This is a genomic window from Crinalium epipsammum PCC 9333, from assembly GCF_000317495.1.
Taxonomy (GTDB): Bacteria; Cyanobacteriota; Cyanobacteriia; order Cyanobacteriales; family PCC-9333; genus Crinalium; species Crinalium epipsammum.
Map to the genome: position 1 here is coordinate 5,077,338 of NC_019753.1, position 21,336 is coordinate 5,098,673.

Genomic DNA, 21,336 nt, shown 5'->3' on the forward strand with positions numbered 1-21,336 from the left:
TTGACCATATCAGTAGTGCAGCCATCTTGCTCGCGTGTTTTTTTGCGTAAACCTGATGAAGTTTAACTATGCCCCTCTACTTACAATTTTTGACTAACTGTCAAGTTGTTTTGGCGATCGCTGTATTTTTACCTAACTACAGTTACAGCAAATTTAGGTATTAAAAAATTGCATTTCGAGTTTAAAGCAATCTCTACTATAGACGTTAAATCAAGCCTTATTGCTCCTGTGCGCTGTTACCTAGATTATCCCTAGTCATTCTTAAAAATTGACTTATTATAAGGCAATCTGCTCTTATTTTGGTTAATTCAAGGCATTGAAGATAATTTTAATTTAAAATGTAAAACCCCAGCCCCCTTCCCGAAATTCGGGGAGGGGAAGATTTTCTTTTGATGTGGTGCTACTTATCTGCGTAGCCTGGGGCAAGCGAAGTTCGCGCGATATTTGCGGTTAATTTAAATTTTTAACCTCAAAAAATGATACCGCCGACTTGTTAATTACCTCAGATCATATAGCTATGCCGTTAGCGGAGGATTCTCAAGAAGTTGAATAACGAGAAAATACTACCCAGTGGATTCAACACTGTTCCCACAGTATCGCCAATAGTGGCTAGATTGGAACGATTTACCACAATTACGTCATTATTGCGGAGAGCGGGATTGTTCTGTTGATCTATTCCTCGTGACAAATCAACTCCAATGGTACGTTTAGTCACTGTACCATCTGGGTTTAAGCGAACTAAATCAACTCTATTGGTACGAGCGCGACCATTGTTAAATCCGCCTGCTGCCTGCAAAGCCAAGGTTAATGGCGTATTTGGTGGCAATTCAACTGCACCTGGTTGTTTGACTTCCCCTACAATACTCACCCTAATTTTATCGGGAGAAAAGGTAGATTGAGCTAATGCTTCTGCCTCTCTTGGGTCAAGGTTTGCTGCCGTAGGCACTACGATGGTATCTCCCTCCTGCAACAGGAGATCTTGGCTGAAGTCACCACTTTGCAATAGTTGCCATAGATTGGCAGTAATCACTTGTCCTGAACCATTGCGGCTATTACGCCGTATCTCAACGGCACGGATATTAGCTGTAGGTTTAATTCCACCAGCACCTTGAATCGCCTGCGTCAGCGTAGGCGGAGTGCTTGTACCATTAGGACCAGCAGCCTCTGGCTTAACTGCGTAAGTTCCAGGGCGATTTACTTCACCTACCAGCGCTACCTTGAGGGGGCCAGTTACCTGGGTTGCCAATGTGGAAGCTGCTAGTATACTTGCTTCTGCGGGATTATTATCAGTGCGGGTAGGAACCAGCACTGTGTCTCCTTCCTGCAACATTACATCTTGACCGATATCGCCCTGTTGCAAAAGTTGCAACAAGTTGGCAACCAGTACCCGGTCTGAACCACTTCTTGTAGGACGACGAATTTGGATTTGGCTAATCCCTGCTGATGGTGTTAAGCCACCAGCTAATAGAATTGCCTGTGTTAAAGTCGCGGGTCTGCCAGCACCAGCCTGTCCACTACCTCCAGCACTTTGGGGTTGAACACTATAAGTTCCAGGGCGAGAAACTTCACCTACCATCGCAATTCTGATCGGCCCAGTTACCTGTGTCCCCAAATTGGAATTTGCTATTTGTCTGCTGTCAGATGCACTAACCGCAGCTACTGTCGGAATAAAAATTGTGTCTCCATCTCGCAAGGTGATGTCTTGAGCCAAATTACCATTTTCCAAGACATCCCAAAGATTAGTAGTAATCACTTGTTGACGACCAGGAGAAATTCTTCGGCGTACTTGCACTTGGCGAATATTACCTGCCTGTGTCGTTCCTCCAGCTAGTTGAATTGCTTGGGATAATGTAGGAAATTGTCTGCCTTCACCAAAGGGAATTACTACAGAACCAGCACGATTTACTTCCCCAGATAAAGCAATTTTGACTGGACGCGGTGCTAGGAGGCTGACTGTCACCAGAGGACGTTTGAGATATCGAGCGAATTGGTTGGAAATGGCAGTGCTTGCAGTTTGTAGACTTCTTCCTTGAACCGTTACGCCACCAATAATCGGGAGATTGATTGTACCATCAACTAGCACCTGATACTCACCACTGTACTCAGGTACATTAAAAACATCTATACGAACGCGATCGCCTGCGCCCAATGTATAAGCGCTTTCTCTTAGTACACCTCCACTTTGCGCCAGTTTAAATGGGGCATTTTTTTTCGGCTGTTGAGCCATACCTGGGGTTGGCATCGCTGCTATGACGAAAGCCAGCAGCGTCAAATAGAAAATTGAATATTGGAATGACCCATGAAGTTTTTGGCTGTTTGTCAATTCGGTACTGTTCATATAGAAAGTATTAATAGCGGTAAATCGGTTGCGTGCGCTTACGCTAGCACAATCTCTTAAAAATTGGTGCATCGCCAATCGTCTGAATCCTTGAAACCGCCAAAGTAGTATCAGTTAATTCCTAAAATTCAGACTTTTAACAATGACGCTCTTCTCAGTAAAAAAGTTCACTTTAAAAATAATGGGCAGCATTAGAGGATGCTTGGATATTTTTTCTGAAATTAGTAATTGTACTTATAGCACTTCCGATACACTAACTCGCTCTCATTAACAATGCTAATAGTTACCATGAGCAGTTACAGCAACTTTTGTGGCTCTCAGGAAAAGTTCTTTTAAAAGACTTTGGGAATCAGGCAGAGAGCAAACTTTACCTACTCCCAAAGTTGATGATTATAAATCATAACTTAAAATAATGGTAGAGATGTTGTATACAACGTCTCTACCATTATTGGAGATGTCTAAAAACTATTTAACTTTAAACTTCCTACTCACCAATCACCAGCCCACAACCTTTACTTACGAGCAACTTTTTGCCCCGTATTAGTATATGTTTGGACATTGCGTAATGCTTGGCTGGCATAAAAATCACCTGGACGCTCTTTTAATGCCCGTTTAAAATTAATTAAAGCTGTCTGATATTTCTTCTTGTTGGTAGCGTCATAACCTATTCTCATATAACGCTGATATTTAGTTTCTGCTACTTTCTTTGCTGACGGTGATTTTTTACCTTTAACCAAATCCACCATATTCCAATAAGCAATAGTCGCGTAGCGATCGCTAGGGCGTTCTTGAAGTGCTAACTTGAAATAAGATAAAGCTGCTTGGTTGTCTTTTCTTTGAGTAGCTGCATATCCCAGCCGCATATAACGGTCGTAGGCATACTCAGAACCATAAGTAGGAATTCCTTCTTTAGTAGTCGCTGGCGTGGGAACTACTGTTTGAGTTTGGGGAGGTTGTACTATCTTGAGAACTCTTGTTTGAGCTTTGGTATTTTGAGCAGGAGCTAAGATAGCAACAGCTATAAATAACGGGAGATATTTGGCTAAATAGGTGAGTTTCATGGCTGATTTTACCCAACTCTTATAATCTAATTTTTAAGTCAAAATTGGCTTTTATCTATAAATTACCCTTTAATGACTATAGTTTCATCTGTCAGAAGTAAATATAAAGCGACTTGCTGTAATCTGCCTATAGGTAGATATTATGATTTGAGCTTTTTAGTCTAGAAAGCTTTGTCCTGGTAGTGTGACTATCTTGGTCACAGGTGCAACACTGCGTAAGTTTTGGGGATGCTATAGGATCGAGACAACTCAAATAATTTATTGCAGGTTATAACTATCCAATCATGACATTGGGCAATTTACGGGATCTCTACCAACAAGTTATCCTAGAACACTACAAGAAGCCCAGACACAAGGGCAAAACTAACCCAGTACATCGGTATCAGAAAGGGCATAACCCTTCCTGCGGCGATACGATTGAGTTGACGTTGCAGTTGAATGATGCAGCTAACCGCATTGAAGATGTAAAGTTTGAAGGTGAAGGCTGCGCGATCGCGATCGCATCTGCTGACTTAATGGCTGATACCCTGCGGGGTAAAAGTGTAGAGGAAGCCTTGGAAATGGTGCAACGCTTCCAACAAATGATGAAGGGAGAAGTCGAGTTTCCTAAAGAACAGCGTAAACTCAACGTCATGCAAGGCGTGTCCCAATTTCCAGTAAGAATTAAATGTGCTAACCTCACTTGGCACACATTAAAAGCTGCGCTGGAATCTAGTAATAGTACACAGCCAGATGGCTTTATTAGTAACGAGAAAGAAGAAGCTTAAGCTGTTATGCTCACAACCGCCGATTTCCTCAACATCACTAAGTGGTCAGGTATCTTAACATTACTTTGTGCTGCGATCACAGTACTAGCATTAATTCTCAAATGGGGCGTGCGGTTCCGGTTTGTGGGAATTACTGGATTTATGTGCGTCCTTACAGGTGGTTTATTTGCCCTGAGTTTAGCACCTTTAACTCACACACCCGTCCCAGGAGCAGTACGCTACTCCCTGACTTACGATACTGGGGGAACACAAGCAGTAATTGCTGTCAAACCTGATATTACTGAAACACAATTAGAAGCAACTCTGCGTCAAGCTGCAAATAATTTGTTTTCTTACGGACGTTTAGGACAAAATCAAACTCAACTAAATATCCGTGCGCGGACAATTATTCATCCTACTGAAGGTGTTTCAGAACCTTTATTGCTGGGTGAGGCAAAGCCATCGCTTTCTAGTCGTGAAGATGATCAGTTATCGATCAAAATTTATCACGACAATTTCGCTAAATTGCCTCATCCTAATGCTTAGAATGCTCAGATCTCTGACTGCTTTAAATTGGGGATCTAGTTGTTTAATCAAGCTTGCTGCATTTCAGATGGAAGGCTAATTTAAGAGGATGAGGATATAGTGTAATTGAGGTCGCGCGAACTTATATATATGCCCTATCAATCCTCATCAGCCTTATCTAGCCAAACTACTAACTCGTTGCTTTGCCTGACAGTAGCACCATCTCAAGTGCTGCAAGGTACAGATGCGTTGCAACAAGCGAAAAGTGCGATCGCACGCTTAGGCAAACGTCCCTTAGTTGTCCGAGGCGATCGCACTCTTGCTGACACTCCGCAACTGCAACCCCTCCTAAATATGGAACTGCAAGTTGCTGAGGCAGCTTACATTCCCGATTGCAGTGAAGCTAGTTTAGAATCTTTAAAACAAGCCGTAGCAAATCATCAAGCTGACGTAATTATCGGTGTTGGTGGTGGTAAAGCATTAGACACAGCCAAATTAATTGCTTACCAATGTCAATTACCAGTTGTAACTATTCCCACATCAGCCGCTACTTGCGCTGCTTGGACAGCACTTTCTAACGTTTATTCTGACGAGGGTGCATTTTTATATGATGTTTCCCTGCTTAAATGTCCTGACTTATTAATTCTCGATTACAACTTAATACAAACAGCCCCACAGCGTACCTTAGTAGCTGGAATTGGGGATGCGATCGCCAAATGGTACGAAGCATCTGTTAGCAGTGGCAATTCTGAACAAACCTTAATTATTGCCGCAGTCCAACAAGCAAGAGTCTTGCGCGATCTTCTCTTCCAAAAATCAGCCGCAGCACTCAAAGAACCAGGAAGTACAGTTTGGCAAGAAGTAGTAAACGCCACTGTCTTACTAGCTGGTGTCATCGGTGGCTTAGGCGGGGCGCAATGCCGTACAGTCGCAGCCCATGCAGTCCATAACGGCTTAACCCACCTACCAGGAAGCCACAACGCTTTACACGGCGAAAAAGTGGCATACGGAATTTTGGTACAACTGCGCCTAGAAGAAATGGTACAGGGTAACAAACTAGCAGCAACCGCACGGCAACAATTATTAAAGTTCTATGCTGAAATTAACCTACCTCAAACCTTAGATGATTTAGGTTTAGGAGAAATCACACTAACACAGCTACGACACGCTGCTGAAATCGCCTGTAACCCTAATTCTGATATCCATCGACTACCATTTCAGATTGTGCCAGATCAATTAATGGCAGCAATGGTATCTACAACAACACCAGTCGAAACGGGACGTTCTAATTTAGGTATAGCAGCAATAAATAGCACCGCAAACCAGGGATGCGAAGACACGGATAGTTAAAACTTGCAGATCTTAACGGTAATATATCCGTTACATCCGTTAACCCCAAACAAGTAATATATCCGTTACATCCGTTAACCATCCGTTGCCAATGACTTTAGATTGGATTACCCCAGCCAAACGCCTCTCTGCCCTCCCGCCTTATGTATTTGCCCGCTTAGACGAACTCAAAGCCATAGCGCGTGAACAAGGACTAGATTTAATTGATTTAGGAATGGGGAATCCTGATGGATCAGCCCCTCAACCAGTAATTGAATCTGCGATCGCAGCTTTGCAGAACCCTAATAATCACGGTTATCCCCCTTTTGAAGGTACTGCCAACTTCAGGCGTGCAATTACCACTTGGTATAATCGTCGCTACAACGTAAAACTCGATCCAGATAGTGAAGCGTTACCTTTACTGGGTTCCAAGGAAGGTTTAGGTCATCTTGCCCTGGCATATCTTAACCCTGGCGATGTCGTCTTAGTACCCAGTCCTTCTTACCCTGTACATTTTCGCGGTCCTATCATTGCTGGCGCTACTGTCCACAGTATGATCTTGAAGCCAGAGAAAGATTGGGTAATTGATTTATCTGAAATTCCTGATGATGTAGCTAGACAAGCTAAAATTCTGTTTTTCAACTATCCTAGTAATCCTACAGGGGCAACTGCACCCCGCGAATTTTTTGAAGAAATAGTTGATTTTGCTCGTCATTATGAAATTCTGTTAGTTCACGATTTATGCTATGCAGAATTAGCTTTTGATGGTTATCAACCAACCAGCTTATTAGAAATTCCTGGTGCTAAGGAAATTGGAGTAGAATTTCATACCCTATCAAAAACCTATAATATGGCAGGTTGGCGAGTTGGTTTTGTTGTCGGAAATCAACATATTATTCAAGGGTTACGCACACTAAAAACTAACTTGGACTATGGCATTTTTGCTGCTTTACAATCAGCAGCAGAAACCGCTTTACAAATGCCAGATGAATTTGTTACCCAAGTGCAAGATCGTTACCGCGAACGTCGGGACTTTTTAATTGCAGGGTTAGAAAAGTTAGGATGGAAAATTCCTAAACCAAAAGCAACCATGTATTTATGGGTTCCTTGTCCTCCAGGGATGACTTCAACTGATTTTGCTTTATCAGTATTGCAAGAAACTGGAGTTGTTATGACTCCTGGTAATGCTTTTGGTACTGGTGGCGAAGGCTATGTAAGAATTAGTTTAATTGCAGAGTGCGATCGCTTAGGTGAAGCATTACAGCGTTTAGAAGCAGCTAACATTCGTTATCAACCTGAAGCACTTCTTTCTAGCTAACTTTGATGGCTTTATGTTGCATTGCTCTTCAGTGTGATCGTTTTCAGGTTAAACCTGGGAGCGATCGCTGTATAGCTAAGAATCTATCACTTCTAATACTGCTTTAGGCGATAATTTATCTTTAAACCAAACAACTTTTGCAGGTACATTCTCAACCTTAACCCCTGCTTTCTCTAAATTCAGCCGTTCTGAAATAGCTAAAACTAAATTATCACAACCAGATTGGCGTACTTGTGAGAATTTTTTCTGTAAATATTCAGGTCGCCAATAACCAACAATTTCTAAGATAAATATTCGTCCATCTGGATGTACTAAACGAAAATCTGGAATCATTACACTACCAGGAATTGGAATTAAATTAACTTCCCTTTCTAATACCCAATCTGTTTTTAATGATTCCCAACGGTTAGCAAATGATGCCTCAATCATACTGTCATAAGGCTTATCTGGTGGGTAGTGACTGACTAAACCACAATCAGAATTAAGGCTAAATTTGCCAGTTTTAGCTTTACCTGTATAAAAATCACGATTTTGTAATGTTGCAGCTAAACTCCATTTGGTAACGTGCAAAAGTGCTGGAAGTAATTTGGCGATCGCCAGTCCATATCTTGTACTAGGCTTAAATAAACTGGTAGGACCATCTACCGTAATAGTAAAACCATGATCCGCATCTCCTTCGATATAAGCCATTAATTGAAATAATTTTAGATATCGAAACAACAACTTATACTCACCAGGGACATTACGGTGAGCATTTAAAGTTATATTACTAGCGCGGTAAAATACCCCTTGCACTTGCGATAAATTATACCGATGCAACAACGCTTCCGCTACTGGTGCTTCAAATTGCGTCAAAATCCGATTATCGGGTAAATCTGCATATAAACCAGTGCGAATATGCACAGGTAAAACTTCTCTTTCTAATTCTTGACTTAGGGTATTTGCTAAAGTAACAAGTGTTTTCTCCGATGCTTCCAGACTCGGAACAGATTTAGCAGCAAGACTATATACTTTCTCTCTTAACTGTTGTGGTTCTAGCGGACTAACAATTTCAAACTTACTAAAAGCATCACCTTTTAGTAAATGTGCTAATCCTCTAATTACCCGAAAATCAGGACGTTCCCCTTCTATATCTAATAGCTGTTGATCTAGTTTACCTTGAGTATTGCCAACAGCTTCTTGGAAACACTCAATTAAATCTAGTGCGATCGCAATATTATTATTATCTATCGTTAACCGCTTCGGTGCGATCGCCTCCCCATTCTGACGGTGTATCAGTAACTCTGTTGGTAACATTGTTGATAAAAATAGATAAGTAGAAATACTTAAACAATCCCAATTTATAGTAATTGCTAGTATTTACCAATACTAATAACATTCCACAATAGTCATGATTTAACAGATAATACATCTTATACATTATCTCTGACTAAGAGCAGTTCCCAGCTTATCCCAGTGTAGAAAACTTTAAAAAAGCTATTACCGAAAAAGTTCGTAGTTTAATTCCTCTCTAGCCAAATTCCTCTATTGCTTAGTCAATAACCATAAATTTATTGAATTTATATGATCAAATTATTAAATTTTCTAACTGAAAGCCCGTTTATTCCGCACGGACACTGCTATCTTTGGAAACCTGGGTTGGTAGGGCTGCATATCATATCTGACTCTTTAATTGCCCTAGCTTATTATTCCATTCCTATAACCCTACTATATTTTGTCCGCAAGCGGGAAGATTTACCCTTTAACGGCATATTTCTGTTATTTATAGCTTTCATCTTTGCTTGCGGAACCACTCACCTCATGGAAGTGTGGACGCTTTGGCATCCTAATTATTGGATAGCAGGTTTACTCAAAGCAATTACCGCCGTCATTTCAGCTTATACAGCAGTGAAGCTTATCCCCCTAATACCGCTAGCATTAGCTTTACAAAATCCTGCACAATTAGAAGCAGTTAACGTACATCTTAAAAGTGAAAATGCTACTCGCAAGCTTGTAGAAGGAGAATTACGCAAAAGTGAAGAACGCTTCTGGAGTTCCTTTGACAATGCTGCTACAGGACTAGCATTAGCAGATTTAGATGGTCATTGGTTTAAAGTTAATCGTTATTTTTGCAATATTGTGGGGTATTCTGAAGAAGAATTACTTGGTATGAATTTTCAGAGCATTACCCACCCAGATGATGTTGATACCTCTTGGAAAAATATTCATCTGCTGCTGAATGGACAAGCCAACTACTACCACCAAGAAAAGCGATATATCCACAAAGATGGACATATAGTATGGATTGTATTAAGTAAATCCCTAATGCGTGAAACCTTCAACAACGAGGATGACGACCAACATTTAGGTAAACCTTTATATTTTATTGCTCAAATCCAAAATATTACTGAGCGCAAAATAGCAGAAGAAGAACTCCATAAAGCTTTGGAAAAAGAAAAAGAACTAAGTGAGCTAAAGTCTCGTTTTATTACAATGGCTTCTCACGAGTTTCGCACTCCACTAGCAACTATTTACTCATCTAGTGATTTACTCAAATCTTTTGGTCATAAATTTAGTGAAGAAAGAAAGTTACAACATCTTAATAAAATCCAAACACAAGTAAAAAATATGACTTTACTGCTGGAAGATGTACTATTTATGGGTAAAGTCGAAGCAGGTAAACTGAGTTTAAACATCACAGATTTTAACTTAGAAGTATTTTGCAGAGAGATAATTGATGAAATATCTTTCGCAGACCGCAAAAAACATAAATTGCTCTTCGAGATTCGCGGAGAGTGTAGCACTGTAGAAATGGATTGCAAGCTTATGCGACAAATTTTAACCAACTTAGTATCCAACGCCTTTAAGTACTCTCCCGAAGGAGCAATTATTCAGGTAAATATTATTTGTAACAATCAACAAACTATAATTAATGTTCAAGATCAAGGCATAGGTATTCCGATATCTGAACAGCATCATCTTTTTGAAATTTTCCATCGAGCCAGTAATGTTGGCAATATTTCAGGAACAGGCTTAGGTTTAGCAATTGTTAAGCAAGCAGTAGAATTACATCAGGGCAGAATTTCCTTTGAAAGTGAGGTAGGCGTAGGTACAAGTTTTACTGTTTCTCTACCCACATATCACGTATCAATATAAAAACATACTTAAATAGGTGAAACCGTTCCTAAAATTTATTTTTTGAGTAAGTTCTGAATTAATAATTGCTAATTAATCATGCTATCAGCCAATGAAATTTCTGTTAGATTTCGCGATGTCACTTATTGCCCAAGCCAGCAACCTTTAGTATCAAATCTAAATTTTTCAGTTGTTAGGGGAGAAATATTAGTATTATTAGGTCGTAGCGGTAGTGGTAAAACAACAACCATGAAGCTAATTAATAGTTTACTAACACCAACTACAGGCGAAGTGATAGTTAATGGAGTTCCCACAACGGCATGGAATCCGATAAAATTGCGCCGTAATATTGGCTATGTTATTCAAGAAACAGGCTTATTTCCACATTTTACAGTTGAACGTAATATTGGGTTAGTACCATCTTTAGAAGCCTGGAAACCTAAGCAAATTAAAACCCGTGTTTATGAACTTTTACATTTGCTAGGTTTAGAGCCAGAAAAATTTGCCAGTCGCTATCCCCACGAACTTTCTGGGGGGCAAAGACAACGAATTGGTGTAGCACGAGCTTTAGCTGCTGATCCGCCTTTAATGTTAATGGATGAACCTTTTGGGGCATTAGATCCAATTACACGCCTAGAAATTCAGCGTGAATTTTTACGTTTACAGCAAGAATTAGGAAAAACAGTTATATTTGTTACCCATGATATACAGGAAGCGTTCACTCTAGCATCAAGAATTGGTTTAATGAATCAAGGAAAATTAGTAGTATTAGATACACCTGCTGAGTTTCTAAAATCTCAGGAACCAGAGGCGCGTGCTTTTATGCAATGCTTGGGCTCGAATGCGAACTGACAAGTCAGCGCTTGCGCGATCGCACAAAACAATTCAGTGGGGAGTTGACAAAATTGCAAGACTTCTTTCTAATCCGTTATGGTTCAGAAATACTCGTACAAACGGGCAACCACTTATTGCTAGTTGGCATTTCTATTGCAATTGCGACCTTATTAGGCATCCCACTAGGTATTTTAATCACCCGTAAACCGCAATTTACTAAGCTAGTATTAGGTTTTGCCAACATAGTTCAAACAATTCCGAGTTTAGCAATCTTTGGTTTTTTAATTTCAGTTCCCTTTCTAGGAGGAATTGGCAACACTCCCGCAATTGTTGCATTAACTCTTTACTCATTACTACCAATTATTCGTAATACCTACACTGGTATTACTAACGTTGATCCAGCAATTCGTGAAGCTGGCAAAGGTATGGGCATGACTGATTGGCAATTACTATTACAAGTTGAAATACCTTTATCATTGGGAGTAATTTTAGCAGGTTTGCGAGTTGCTACTGTAATTGCTATTGGTATTGCTACAATTGCTCCTGCAATTGGTGCTGATGGATTGGGCGTATTTATATTTCGGGGTATATCAATGGTAAACAATCAAGTAATTCTTGCTGGTGCTGTCCCCGCAGCTTTGATTGCCTTAGCAGCAGATTTTGCCCTTGGTTGGATTGAACGCTTACTAACGTTGAAAAGATAAATAAGTAAATTGAAAAAATTATTATACTTCCTACAAAAATTGCAAATTAACAAAACTCAATCCCCCCCTATTTTGTGGGTAAGTAACAAATTGCGCTCCCTCCCCTTGATAAGGGGAGGGTTGGGGAGGGGTAAAACCAGGAATTTATTGTTAATTTTACCAATAATTTTAATATTAGCGATCGCCAGTTGTACCCCTCAACAAAATACCAGCAGTAAGGGTGATATTGTTATCGGCTCAAAAAACTTTACTGAACAAGTTATCTTAGGAGAACTTTTAGCCCAACAAATTGAAAACACCACCCAATTAAAAGTCAAACGCCGCTTAAACTTAGGAGGCACTTTCATTTGTCATAAAGGGTTACAATCTGGTCAACTTGATGCTTATGTAGAATACACCGGAACTGCATTCACCGCCATCTTAAACCAAAAAACTATTACTAACCCCCAACAAGTTTATCAGCAAGTTAAACAAGAATACGCCAAAAAATTCAACTTAGCAGTAACTCACCCTCTAGGCTTTAATAACACCTTTGCGATGATTATTAGGGGTAGCGATGCTCAACGCTTACAGATAAAAACACTATCCGAAGCTAGTAAATATACCCCACAGTGGCAAGCAGGAGTTGGCTATGAATTTTTAGAACGTGCCGATGGTTTTCCAGGGTTAGCTAAAACTTATAATTTCAAATTTGCAAAACCGCCTCAAGTGATGGATTTAGGATTAATGTATCGGGCGTTAGTTAATCAAAAAGTTGATTTAGTTGCAGGTAACTCCACAGATGGACAAATTCAAACCTTAAGATTACTTGTCTTAAAAGATGATAAAAACTACTTTCCACCCTATCAAGCCGTACCAGTAGTACGGCAAGAAACATTACAAAAATACCCCCAATTGCAATCTGCTTTCAACCAGTTAGAAGGCTTAATTTCTGAATCAGATATGCGACAAATGAATTATCAAGTTGATGGAGAATTTCGTAAAGTTGAAGATGTAGTCAGAGAATTTTTACAATCTAAAAGCCTATCCAAAACACTCACCTAAAACGTGATTGAAATGTTCTACGTAGAAGGTGTAAAAACTACAGGTTAAAATAATCTAGCCTACTGTAATACGTCGTAAGGTTGATTTTAAATATAATAGACAAATCTAATAGACTTTTGATCCTAAAAAGTGATATTGTATCAAATGCAAGGCAGAAAAGCTATCAAATTTCGATTGATAGTTGGCTATGATGGATATTAAAAAGTAGGGAACTATTTTTTAAAATTTTCTGTCTTGTAAGATAATATCTAGGCAAACAAAAAAAATTAACATTTTTATTGAAAATTATATTAATGTTAATTTTTCACGATCTAGTAGTAAGGAACAACGTGACAAAAACAATTACTTCCCCTAAAGCATTTTTACAACGCCTCGTCTTAGGTAGCTCCAGTAAAAATCTTAAAAAAACACTCGGATTGGGTGCATTAGCCTTGGGCTTGGCTTTAATCGCTGCAACTACCCCTAGCTACCTCAGAGCTTCTGACCATGACGATGGCGAAACTGATACCAAAGGACGCAACTTAAACTTAACAGATTTGTTCGTGTTCCGAGCACAAGATCAAAATCCTAATGCTCCTACTGGCAACTTGGTATTTATAATGAATACCAACCCACGCTCAATGCCTCGTCAGCCTTACTATTTTAGTAATAGAGCGCGTTACGAGTTTAAAGTAAAGCGCGTTGCAGATAAAAATGCCTCGCCTACTACCGCTTATGCAAATCCTGACGTAATTCTGCGATTTGAATTTAGTGAACCTACTGGTAGTAACCCTTTTAAGCAACAGCAGATCCTATTAACAGTAATCCGTGATGGTCAAATAGTAGCTAATAAGGTTAACGCAGGCACAACTACTCCCGTAAATACTAATACCGCCAATGTTACCCCCGTAGCAGTGGCAGGATCAACATTATCTGTGTTTGCTGGTCTACGGGAAGATCCATTCTTTTTTGATGTTGAGCAGTTCTTCCGAGTGCGTGCAGGTCTAGCAGGGTTTGGGGATAAGGTAGGTTTCCGTTCCCCTCAGACAGCTATTGACGACTTCAAAGATGTAAACGTCAATGCGATCGCTATGACAGTTCCAATATCTGTGTTACAAGGGTCATCCTCTGCAACAACCTTCGATGTTTGGGAAACTATTTCACACGACTCTTCTGGTAGTGGTGCGTTCACTCAGGTTGAAAGGCTAGCTCGACCAGCAGTCAACGAAGGTTTAATCGTCAGTAATGACTACCTAAATGCTTTAAACATGGTTGGGCCAGATTTTGAAGCTGCTGCATTGGGTAATGTAGCACCACAAACTGCATCAGCACCAGCACCAGCACCAGCACCAGCACCAGTACAACCTAGTCCGGTTGTAAGCGCCCCAAGGAGTGTGGGGGGAATCTTCAGGGGGCAACGAGCACCAGCACCAGCACCAGCACCAGCACCAGCACCAGCACCAGCACCAGCACAACCTACTGGGGGTTTAAATGCAAGTCAACGAGCACTAGCTAATGAGATTTTAGCTGAGGCTAATAGAACGTTGCTCGCACTGGGTAATGATCAGACTCGTGCCACCGCATTGACTCGTGCTTTTCTGCCTGATGTCATGCGGATCGATACAAGCCAAGCCAGCAACTATGATGTAACCATCCCAGCAAGTTGCTTGAATACTATGGGTAGCCCTATCTGTGGGAGAAAGCTCAAGGATGATGTTATTGACCTGACTTTAAAAGTGTTAACTAATAATCCGGCGGCTACTGATAACGTGTCCTACAATGGCACACCTGGTAACCCTGCACAAGGTCATAAAGAGTTAGTACCCAGCTTCCCCTATCTTGCTCCACCCAACTAAGTAGATAACTTTTTAGGGGGATGAGCGAGGAGTGAAGAGAAAGAAGATACTAAGAAAAATAGCATTATCTAAATCTTCCCCATCTCCCTCATTTCCCCCATCCCCAGCAGTATTGAGCGTTGCTCCTAGTTGAAACAAAGTAAGCGACATGAAAAGCAGTGATTTTTCTGAACATGAACAGCCAAAACAAAGAAAACGTTTTTGGCTGTCACTTCTAATTGCTGTGCCGATCGCAGGTATGTTAATATCTGTTCCACTCGGTCTACGCTTGTGGAATGCAAACTTTGGAAATCAACTCAATACTGCTTACCGTTACAATTTTGAGCGACCATCACCAGGCAGTGTTACTCAAGCTTTAGAACAAGAAATAGCTTTTTATCAAAAACGTCTGCGCTACGATCCTGATGGCGGACTAAATCGAGCTTCACTTGCCAAAGTCTACTTAAAAATGGCTAGGGCGACTGGAGAGACAAGTTGGTATTTGCTAGCCGAACAGACTGCTCAAGAGTCACTGGCAAAATTGTCTTTTGATAATGAAACTGCAATTGTAGTACTGGCTAGAGTAGCAACAGCTAGACATGACTTTAACGAAGCAATTCGTTTAGCAAAACAAGCGGAGGGAGAGGATGATGCCTTAGCAACTCTTGTCACGGCTAATTTAGCTACAGGTAATATAAAAGAGGCAAATATTGCCGCCGATAAATTAGTGGTTCATAGTCCTTCGGTAGCTTCCTTGACGCTACAAGCATTAGTAAAAGTAGCTCAAGGGAAAGATCAAGAAGCCATCCAAACTTTTCAAAAAGCCTTAGCTGCTGAAGAACCTGAAGAAACTGGTAGCTCAATATCAGCACGTACCTTATTAGGTAGACTTTACTTAAAACGGGGTCAAATAAAACTAGCGGAAGGACTTTATAAAGAAGCTTTGCGTATTCTGCCACAATATTCCCCAGCACTTTTAAATCTGGCAGAATTAGAAGTGCGGCGGGGAAATTATCAAGCTGCTGAAAAAATTTACTCGCAATTTTTCATTACCTTACAACGCGCCCCGACTGTGTACGACCACGTTGTGCTGAGGGGTATGGCACGAGTAAAAGATTTACAAGGAAATTCATCAGAAGCGCAAAAGTGGCGAGATAAAGCTGAGATAAGGTTGCGCCAAGAGTTGACATCTTTTGGTCACAAACGTGAATTAGCACGTTTATTGATAGAGCGAGGGCGTTCTAAAGACTTAGTTGAAGCTCTTTCCTTAATACAATCAGAATTGCCAAACCGCCGTGATGTTGAGACGTATGATACTTTAGCTTGGGCATTTTCCAGCTTAGGTCGCTGGGGGGAAGCGCAACAGGCAATGCAGCAAGCCCTGAAATCGGGCATACGTGATGCGGGAATGTTCTACCGTGCAGGTACAATTGAACAAAATTTGGGAAATCAAGCTACTGCTACAGCTTTCTTTAAAAAAGCGCAGGAGACAGACCCAACTTTTGATGAAAAAGCTCGGCAAGCTTTGGGACTTGGTGTAGGACTTTTGGGTTTAAATTAATCAATTAACAATTAACAAGTTTACATCTATTAGATTTATTGCCAAAATCAAAACTTTTTTTGATCGCAGATGTGAGCAGATTAACGCAAATGACGCAGATGTAACCCTAGATTTTATTGACTTATGCTCATTGGTCTACCATCTATTAAATAAAATACAAGTCGGTATAAATTAAGTAATTTATCAAAAGTATGAAGAAAAAATGGCGTGGATTTCGGTTTAGTATACTTGCGTTTTTAGGTACGCTGTTGCTCTCGATCGCCTTTGCTAGTCCTAGCCATGCTCATTGGGCTGATTTAGCAGTTGCAGAAATTGTTGTAGGTGATACACAAACCAAGGTAACGCTGACTTTTCCTACTGGTTTGGTTGCATCAGCCGATGATAATCGAGATGGTCAGTTAACACCTAATGAGGTAAGCATACATCAAGCAGAATTGCAAGGATTTTTGAGCGATCGCATTCGTCTTACTGATAATCAGGGACAACTAGGTGTGCTAACTGTCAAACCATCAGACACGACGGCAGTACCTTCAAATATGCAGGTTACGGCTGGCACACATAGCACCTTAATGTTGCTCTACTCCTGGCTTAAACCTGTAGCAGGAATTAAAATTAACTACAATTTATTTTTGCCAGGAGTGCCGACTGCTCGTTGCTTGGCGACGATATTTGATCGCGAACAGGTGCAAAACGTGATTTTTAGCCCCGAAAACCAGCAAATATCGTTAGGGCAGAAATCATTTTGGCTACCTGCTAGTAGCTTTTTAATTGCGATCGCAGGGTCTTTTGTTTGGGGTGCAATGCACGCGGTTTCACCTGGACACGGTAAAACCATAGTTGGAGCATATTTAGTAGGATCTCGCGCTACACCTCGACACGCTGTGTTCTTAGGGTTAACAACCACTATTACCCATACTCTTGGCGTATTTGCTTTAGGTTTGGTGGCTCTATTCGCCTCTAAGTGGATCGTGCCAGAGCAAATATATCCTTGGTTAAGCTTTATATCTGGTCTATTGGTCGTTATTATTGGTCTGAACCTATTAAGCAATAGATTACCGAAGATTAATCTACTAAGCAAATGGTCATCAGGACACAGCCATGATCACCATGGGCATGATCATCATCATGTTCCTCATCACCAGCATGATCACGATCATACTCATGACCACGACCACGACCACGATCATAGTCATGCACATCACGGCGGAAATAGTCACCATGACCACTCACACTTACCACCAGGGGCTAATGGAGAGCCTGTAACTTGGCGTAGTTTACTAGCTTTGGGTATTTCTGGCGGTATTGTACCTTGTCCCTCAGCTTTGGTTGTACTGTTAAGTTCTGTTGCGCTAAATCGTACAGGCTTTGGATTATTGCTCGTATTAGCATTTAGTTTAGGACTAGCAGCTACACTAACCGGAATTGGATTGTTATTGGTTGGTGGTAAACGAATTTTTGATCGTTTTCCTACACAAGGGAAACTGTTTCGTGGGTTACCTGCTGTCAGTGCGCTGTTAATTACACTGTTTGGTTTGGGTATTACAACACAGGCACTAGCACAAATTGGCTTAGTTAGACTTTAAGAGTGGAGAGGGGGGAGGAGAGAGGAATTAATAAATTCTCAAGCCAAGATATACAAATGATATTGAGAATACGATCGCAGAGATCGCGAAATACTCTGGGTGCGTGTTAGATGCGATCGCGTTGAAGGGCAATATATATATAAACGTTGACAAAAGGGCGAAACGATGAAATTAGCGACTTTAACCACGACTATTTTGCTAGCTACAGCTATGAAATTAGCGGCTCAACCCACTACTTCCCCTTCCAATACTTCAATGTTTCAACCTAATCCTTCTTTTACTTTAAATTTACAACTCCAGCAAGCGGTTTGCGATCAAGATTGGAAGCGATCGATTAAAGTTGTGGATCAAATGATCTCTTATGTTTCTAAGCCACCTGCAACTTCGATTATGTATAAGCCTGAACTGATAAATTATCGCGGTCAATTACAAAGACTGGAAAAGTCAGCAGCCAAAATTCCTCTAGAATTGCTTTCTGGCTGTACATCAGCTTTTACCACTCCAGGAACTCAGAATATCTCCAGATAATAGGTAAACCTGGGGCTGATGTCGAATTTAGTTAAAATAGAGCCGAAGTATTGCCAACGCTGCAATTAATAAGCTCATGACAACCGTCGCACCTGTCAAAACTAAGTACGAAGCAATTATCGGTCTAGAAACTCATTGTCAACTAAGTACAAATACTAAAATATTTTGCAATTGCTCCACAGAATTTGGTGCGACTCCAAACCAGAACATTTGTCCGGTTTGCATGGGAATGCCTGGAGTCCTACCAGTTTTAAATCAAAACGTACTACAATATGCCGTCAAAGCTGGTTTAGCAATCAACTCGACTATTGCACCTTATAGCAAATTTGACCGCAAGCAGTATTTTTATCCAGATTTACCTAAAAACTATCAAATTTCTCAGTATGACTTGCCAATAGCTGAACATGGTTGGCTAGAAATTGAGCTATTAGATGATGCTGGCAATGCTACCCGCAAGCGGATTGGTGTTACACGCCTGCACATGGAAGAAGATGCTGGTAAATTGGTACACGGCGGAGGTGAGCGGATTTCTGGTTCCACCTACTCTTTAGTAGATTACAACCGCACAGGTGTTCCCTTAGTAGAAATTGTCTCTGAACCTGATATCCGTTCAGGTCAAGAAGCCGCAGAATATGCCCAAGAATTACGCCGAATTTTGCGCTACCTGGGCGTAAGTGACGGCAATATGCAAGAAGGTTCCCTGCGCTGCGACGTGAATATCTCCATACGTCCAGTTGGACAGGAAGAGTTTGGCACGAAAGTAGAAATCAAAAACATGAACTCTTTCAGTGCTATCCAAAAAGCAATTGATTATGAAATTGAGCGACAAACAGTTGCTTTAGAATCTGGTGAACGCATTATACAAGAAACTAGATTATGGGAAGAAGGTAATCAACGCACTAGCAGTATGCGTATTAAAGAAGGAAGTAGCGACTACCGCTATTTCCCTGAACCTGATTTAGTACCCATTGAAATTCCTGTTGAACAGCTAGAACAATGGAAATCTGAACTCCCGGAACTACCAGCAGCAAAACGGCATCGTTATGAAACAGAACTAGGACTTTCTGCCTATGATGCTAGAGTGATAACAGATGACCGATTTGTTGCAGAATATTTTGAAGCTGCTCTAGCTGCTAAAGCTCAACCCAAGCAAGCGGCTAATTGGGTAATGGGAGACATTACCGGATACCTAAATAACGAAAAACTCAACATCAATCAAATTGCTTTCAAACCGCAACATTTAGCAGAACTGATTGCTTTGATTGAAAACGGCACTATTAGCGGCAAAATCGCTAAGGAAATTTTACCAGAGTTATTATCTCAAGGCGGTTCTCCTCAAGAATTGGTTAATCGCAAGGGACTTGTCCAAATCTCCGACACCGCAGAACTGGAAAAAATCATTGATGAAATCATTGCTGCTAGTCCCAAAGAACTCGAACAGTACCGCAACGGTAAAACCAAGCTGCTTGGGTTCTTTGTGGGTCAAGTAATGAAGCAAACTAGCGGTCGGGCAGACCCCAAACTGACTAACCAAATGCTCAACCAAAAGTTAAACAAATAGTGCAGCATAGCCGAAAACGATACATAAAAAGTTACAAACTGCAACCTGGGGGGTGTCACCCCCTATCCTAAAAGTGTTATGCTGTGTAATGTAGATGCACCCTGATGATGGGAGAGTCTGGCAAATGACTCTCCTATTTTTTTTTATATATCCCAGACTTTTTAAATTTAAGCGTGGCGCGCAAATAAACTTGTACATTTTTAATTGAGAAAATGTGATCCAACACTCTTACTCTCTCCCCTCTCTCCTCCCTCCTCTCCCCCTAAAACTAAAAAATAACTAATAAAAAGCCGTCCTGCGCTACGCTAAGGACGGGGAACCTGTCCCCATAAATTCCGGTCAGAAGGTATCACGGTTCTTATTATGCTATTGGGTGTTATTACGCTGCCCTTGGCGTTTAAATTTGCTTCTCCAGGCTCAGTTCTGATTGATTTAGGACCAGTGGCTATTCGCTGGTATGGGCTATTAATTGCATCTGCTGTATTAATTGGACTCAGCCTTTCAAGGTACTTAGCCAAACGCCGTAATGTTAACCCAGAGTTAATAGGTGATTTGGTAATTTGGCTGGTTATTGGCGCAATACCTTGTGCAAGGCTCTACTATGTGTTATTTCAATGGCAAGAATATGCCCAGAATCCTAGTCAAATAATTGCCATCTGGAAAGGTGGGATTGCGATTCATGGGGCAATTTTAGGTGGGATTTTAGCTACATTAATTTTTGCCAGACTCCAGAAAGTTTCTTTTTGGGTTTTAGCAGATTTGATCGCACCCTCTCTAATTTTGGGTCAAGCAATTGGTCGCTGGGGCAATTTCTTCAACTCTGAGGCGTTTGGCGATCCTACGGATTTGCCCTGGAAACTATATATTCCTAGCTATCGCCGTCCACGAGAGTTTATTACTGTTGAATACTTCCATCCCACATTTTTATACGAATCAATTTGGAACTTGCTAGTATTCGCGTTACTGATGTTTCTATTTTTTAGAGATACAGGGCGTAAACCACGTCTCAAGGTCGGTACATTATTTCTGACTTACATGGTGGCGTATAGTGCAGGTCGTTTTTGGATTGAGGGATTACGCACAGATAGTCTGATGCTGTTGGGAATACTGCGGATAGCTCAAGTAGTGAGTTTGGTAGGAATTTCTCTCGGTGTTGCTGGTTTACTATGGCTGTATGTATTTAAGCGTTCTCTACCAGATGTAGTAAAACCGGATCAGCAAGAATGGAATGTTCTTTCTGATACGTCCCCAAATCAAGAAAATTCCCATTAGTCAA

Annotated in this window: 18 protein-coding genes; 14 read left to right on the forward strand and 4 right to left on the reverse strand. The window is 40.9% G+C overall.

The window, feature by feature from the left end; translation table 11 throughout:
* Positions 1-523 precede the first annotated feature (523 nt).
* Both CRI9333_RS22060 and CRI9333_RS22065 read right to left on the reverse strand, forming a co-directional pair.
* Positions 524-2,338: an SLBB domain-containing protein gene (locus CRI9333_RS22060; protein ID WP_157462372.1), complete on the reverse strand. Its 1,815-nt coding sequence runs from the start codon at positions 2,336-2,338 to the stop codon at positions 524-526.
* A gap of 512 nt (positions 2,339-2,850) precedes the next feature.
* A complete protein-coding gene (locus CRI9333_RS22065; protein WP_015205374.1) occupies positions 2,851-3,399 on the reverse strand; it encodes a hypothetical protein in 549 nt (182 codons plus the stop codon).
* A gap of 284 nt (positions 3,400-3,683) precedes the next feature.
* On the opposite strand from CRI9333_RS22065, the gene sufU reads away from it, so the two are divergent.
* The 4 genes from sufU to CRI9333_RS22085 all read left to right on the forward strand — a co-directional run bounded on the left by sufU (position 3,684) and on the right by CRI9333_RS22085 (position 7,317).
* Positions 3,684-4,166 (forward strand): Fe-S cluster assembly sulfur transfer protein SufU, encoded by a 483-nt coding sequence (gene sufU, locus CRI9333_RS22070; RefSeq protein ID WP_015205375.1) that lies wholly within the window; start codon positions 3,684-3,686, stop codon positions 4,164-4,166.
* A gap of 6 nt (positions 4,167-4,172) precedes the next feature.
* The gene (locus CRI9333_RS22075; protein ID WP_015205376.1) at positions 4,173-4,691 is read left to right on the forward strand and encodes a Ycf51 family protein; all 519 of its coding nucleotides are present in this window, start codon (positions 4,173-4,175) and stop codon (positions 4,689-4,691) included.
* A 129-nt stretch (positions 4,692-4,820) separates the two neighbouring features.
* Positions 4,821-6,020, forward strand: coding sequence for an iron-containing alcohol dehydrogenase family protein (locus CRI9333_RS22080; RefSeq protein ID WP_015205377.1), 1,200 nt, complete (start codon positions 4,821-4,823; stop codon positions 6,018-6,020).
* Positions 6,021-6,111: 91 nt separating this feature from the next.
* Entirely contained in the window at positions 6,112-7,317 is a 1,206-nt protein-coding gene (locus CRI9333_RS22085) for an aspartate aminotransferase (RefSeq protein WP_015205378.1), read from the forward strand.
* Between the two features lie 75 nt (positions 7,318-7,392).
* On the opposite strand, the gene CRI9333_RS22090 is transcribed toward CRI9333_RS22085, so the two are convergent.
* The gene (locus CRI9333_RS22090) at positions 7,393-8,613 is read right to left on the reverse strand and encodes a DUF790 family protein (protein WP_015205379.1); all 1,221 of its coding nucleotides are present in this window, start codon (positions 8,611-8,613) and stop codon (positions 7,393-7,395) included.
* Between the two features lie 267 nt (positions 8,614-8,880).
* Between CRI9333_RS22090 and CRI9333_RS25235 the strand changes: the two genes are divergently transcribed.
* The 5 genes from CRI9333_RS25235 (at position 8,881) to CRI9333_RS25240 (ending at position 14,848) form a co-directional block, all read left to right on the forward strand.
* Entirely contained in the window at positions 8,881-10,452 is a 1,572-nt protein-coding gene (locus tag CRI9333_RS25235) for a sensor histidine kinase (RefSeq protein WP_015205380.1), read from the forward strand.
* 78 nt (positions 10,453-10,530) lie between these two features.
* The gene (locus CRI9333_RS22100) at positions 10,531-11,283 is read left to right on the forward strand and encodes an ATP-binding cassette domain-containing protein (RefSeq protein WP_015205381.1); all 753 of its coding nucleotides are present in this window, start codon (positions 10,531-10,533) and stop codon (positions 11,281-11,283) included.
* Positions 11,259-11,969 (forward strand): ABC transporter permease, encoded by a 711-nt coding sequence (locus CRI9333_RS22105; RefSeq protein ID WP_015205382.1) that lies wholly within the window; start codon positions 11,259-11,261, stop codon positions 11,967-11,969. Before CRI9333_RS22100 ends, CRI9333_RS22105 begins: the two co-directional genes overlap by 25 nt.
* 147 nt (positions 11,970-12,116) lie before the next feature.
* Positions 12,117-13,013: a glycine betaine ABC transporter substrate-binding protein gene (locus tag CRI9333_RS22110; protein ID WP_041226922.1), complete on the forward strand. Its 897-nt coding sequence runs from the start codon at positions 12,117-12,119 to the stop codon at positions 13,011-13,013.
* Between the two features lie 293 nt (positions 13,014-13,306).
* Complete coding sequence (locus CRI9333_RS25240) at positions 13,307-14,848, forward strand: DUF4331 domain-containing protein (protein ID WP_015205384.1); 1,542 nt, start codon at positions 13,307-13,309, stop codon at positions 14,846-14,848.
* 12 nt (positions 14,849-14,860) lie between these two features.
* Here the strand turns inward: CRI9333_RS25240 and CRI9333_RS27015 are convergent, their stop codons facing one another.
* A complete protein-coding gene (locus CRI9333_RS27015; RefSeq protein WP_157462373.1) occupies positions 14,861-14,998 on the reverse strand; it encodes a hypothetical protein in 138 nt (45 codons plus the stop codon).
* Between CRI9333_RS27015 and CRI9333_RS22120 the strand changes: the two genes are divergently transcribed.
* From CRI9333_RS22120 to lgt, 5 genes are all read left to right on the forward strand, one after another.
* Positions 14,997-16,388, forward strand: a complete 1,392-nt coding sequence (locus CRI9333_RS22120) for a tetratricopeptide repeat protein (protein WP_015205385.1) — start codon at positions 14,997-14,999, stop codon at positions 16,386-16,388. The two genes, CRI9333_RS27015 and CRI9333_RS22120, sit on opposite strands and share 2 nt — an antisense overlap.
* 191 nt (positions 16,389-16,579) lie before the next feature.
* A complete protein-coding gene (locus CRI9333_RS22125; protein ID WP_015205386.1) occupies positions 16,580-17,971 on the forward strand; it encodes a nickel/cobalt transporter in 1,392 nt (463 codons plus the stop codon).
* Positions 17,972-18,136: 165 nt separating this feature from the next.
* Positions 18,137-18,499 (forward strand): hypothetical protein, encoded by a 363-nt coding sequence (locus CRI9333_RS22130; protein WP_015205387.1) that lies wholly within the window; start codon positions 18,137-18,139, stop codon positions 18,497-18,499.
* 76 nt (positions 18,500-18,575) lie between these two features.
* The gene (gene gatB / locus CRI9333_RS22135) at positions 18,576-20,060 is read left to right on the forward strand and encodes an Asp-tRNA(Asn)/Glu-tRNA(Gln) amidotransferase subunit GatB (protein ID WP_015205388.1); all 1,485 of its coding nucleotides are present in this window, start codon (positions 18,576-18,578) and stop codon (positions 20,058-20,060) included.
* Positions 20,061-20,423: 363 nt separating this feature from the next.
* Positions 20,424-21,332, forward strand: a complete 909-nt coding sequence (lgt, locus tag CRI9333_RS22140; protein WP_015205389.1) for a prolipoprotein diacylglyceryl transferase — start codon at positions 20,424-20,426, stop codon at positions 21,330-21,332.
* Positions 21,333-21,336: the final 4 nt, after the last annotated feature.

What these genes read in the sequence shown, in the direction of transcription:
- CRI9333_RS22060 (WP_157462372.1), bottom strand. Translation starts at nt 2,338, where the DNA reads ATGAACAGTACCGAATTGACAAACAGCCAAAAACTTCATGGGTCATTC.
- CRI9333_RS22065 (WP_015205374.1), bottom strand. Translation starts at nt 3,399, where the DNA reads ATGAAACTCACCTATTTAGCCAAATATCTCCCGTTATTTATAGCTGTT.
- sufU (WP_015205375.1), top strand. Translation starts at nt 3,684, where the DNA reads ATGACATTGGGCAATTTACGGGATCTCTACCAACAAGTTATCCTAGAA.
- CRI9333_RS22075 (WP_015205376.1), top strand. Translation starts at nt 4,173, where the DNA reads ATGCTCACAACCGCCGATTTCCTCAACATCACTAAGTGGTCAGGTATC.
- CRI9333_RS22080 (WP_015205377.1), top strand. Translation starts at nt 4,821, where the DNA reads ATGCCCTATCAATCCTCATCAGCCTTATCTAGCCAAACTACTAACTCG.
- CRI9333_RS22085 (WP_015205378.1), top strand. Translation starts at nt 6,112, where the DNA reads ATGACTTTAGATTGGATTACCCCAGCCAAACGCCTCTCTGCCCTCCCG.
- CRI9333_RS22090 (WP_015205379.1), bottom strand. Translation starts at nt 8,613, where the DNA reads ATGTTACCAACAGAGTTACTGATACACCGTCAGAATGGGGAGGCGATC.
- CRI9333_RS25235 (WP_015205380.1), top strand. Translation starts at nt 8,881, where the DNA reads ATGATCAAATTATTAAATTTTCTAACTGAAAGCCCGTTTATTCCGCAC.
- CRI9333_RS22100 (WP_015205381.1), top strand. Translation starts at nt 10,531, where the DNA reads ATGCTATCAGCCAATGAAATTTCTGTTAGATTTCGCGATGTCACTTAT.
- CRI9333_RS22105 (WP_015205382.1), top strand. Translation starts at nt 11,259, where the DNA reads ATGCTTGGGCTCGAATGCGAACTGACAAGTCAGCGCTTGCGCGATCGC.
- CRI9333_RS25240 (WP_015205384.1), top strand. Translation starts at nt 13,307, where the DNA reads ATGTTAATTTTTCACGATCTAGTAGTAAGGAACAACGTGACAAAAACA.
- CRI9333_RS22120 (WP_015205385.1), top strand. Translation starts at nt 14,997, where the DNA reads ATGAAAAGCAGTGATTTTTCTGAACATGAACAGCCAAAACAAAGAAAA.
- CRI9333_RS27015 (WP_157462373.1), bottom strand. Translation starts at nt 14,998, where the DNA reads ATGTCGCTTACTTTGTTTCAACTAGGAGCAACGCTCAATACTGCTGGG.
- CRI9333_RS22125 (WP_015205386.1), top strand. Translation starts at nt 16,580, where the DNA reads ATGAAGAAAAAATGGCGTGGATTTCGGTTTAGTATACTTGCGTTTTTA.
- CRI9333_RS22130 (WP_015205387.1), top strand. Translation starts at nt 18,137, where the DNA reads ATGAAATTAGCGACTTTAACCACGACTATTTTGCTAGCTACAGCTATG.
- gatB (WP_015205388.1), top strand. Translation starts at nt 18,576, where the DNA reads ATGACAACCGTCGCACCTGTCAAAACTAAGTACGAAGCAATTATCGGT.
- lgt (WP_015205389.1), top strand. Translation starts at nt 20,424, where the DNA reads ATGCTATTGGGTGTTATTACGCTGCCCTTGGCGTTTAAATTTGCTTCT.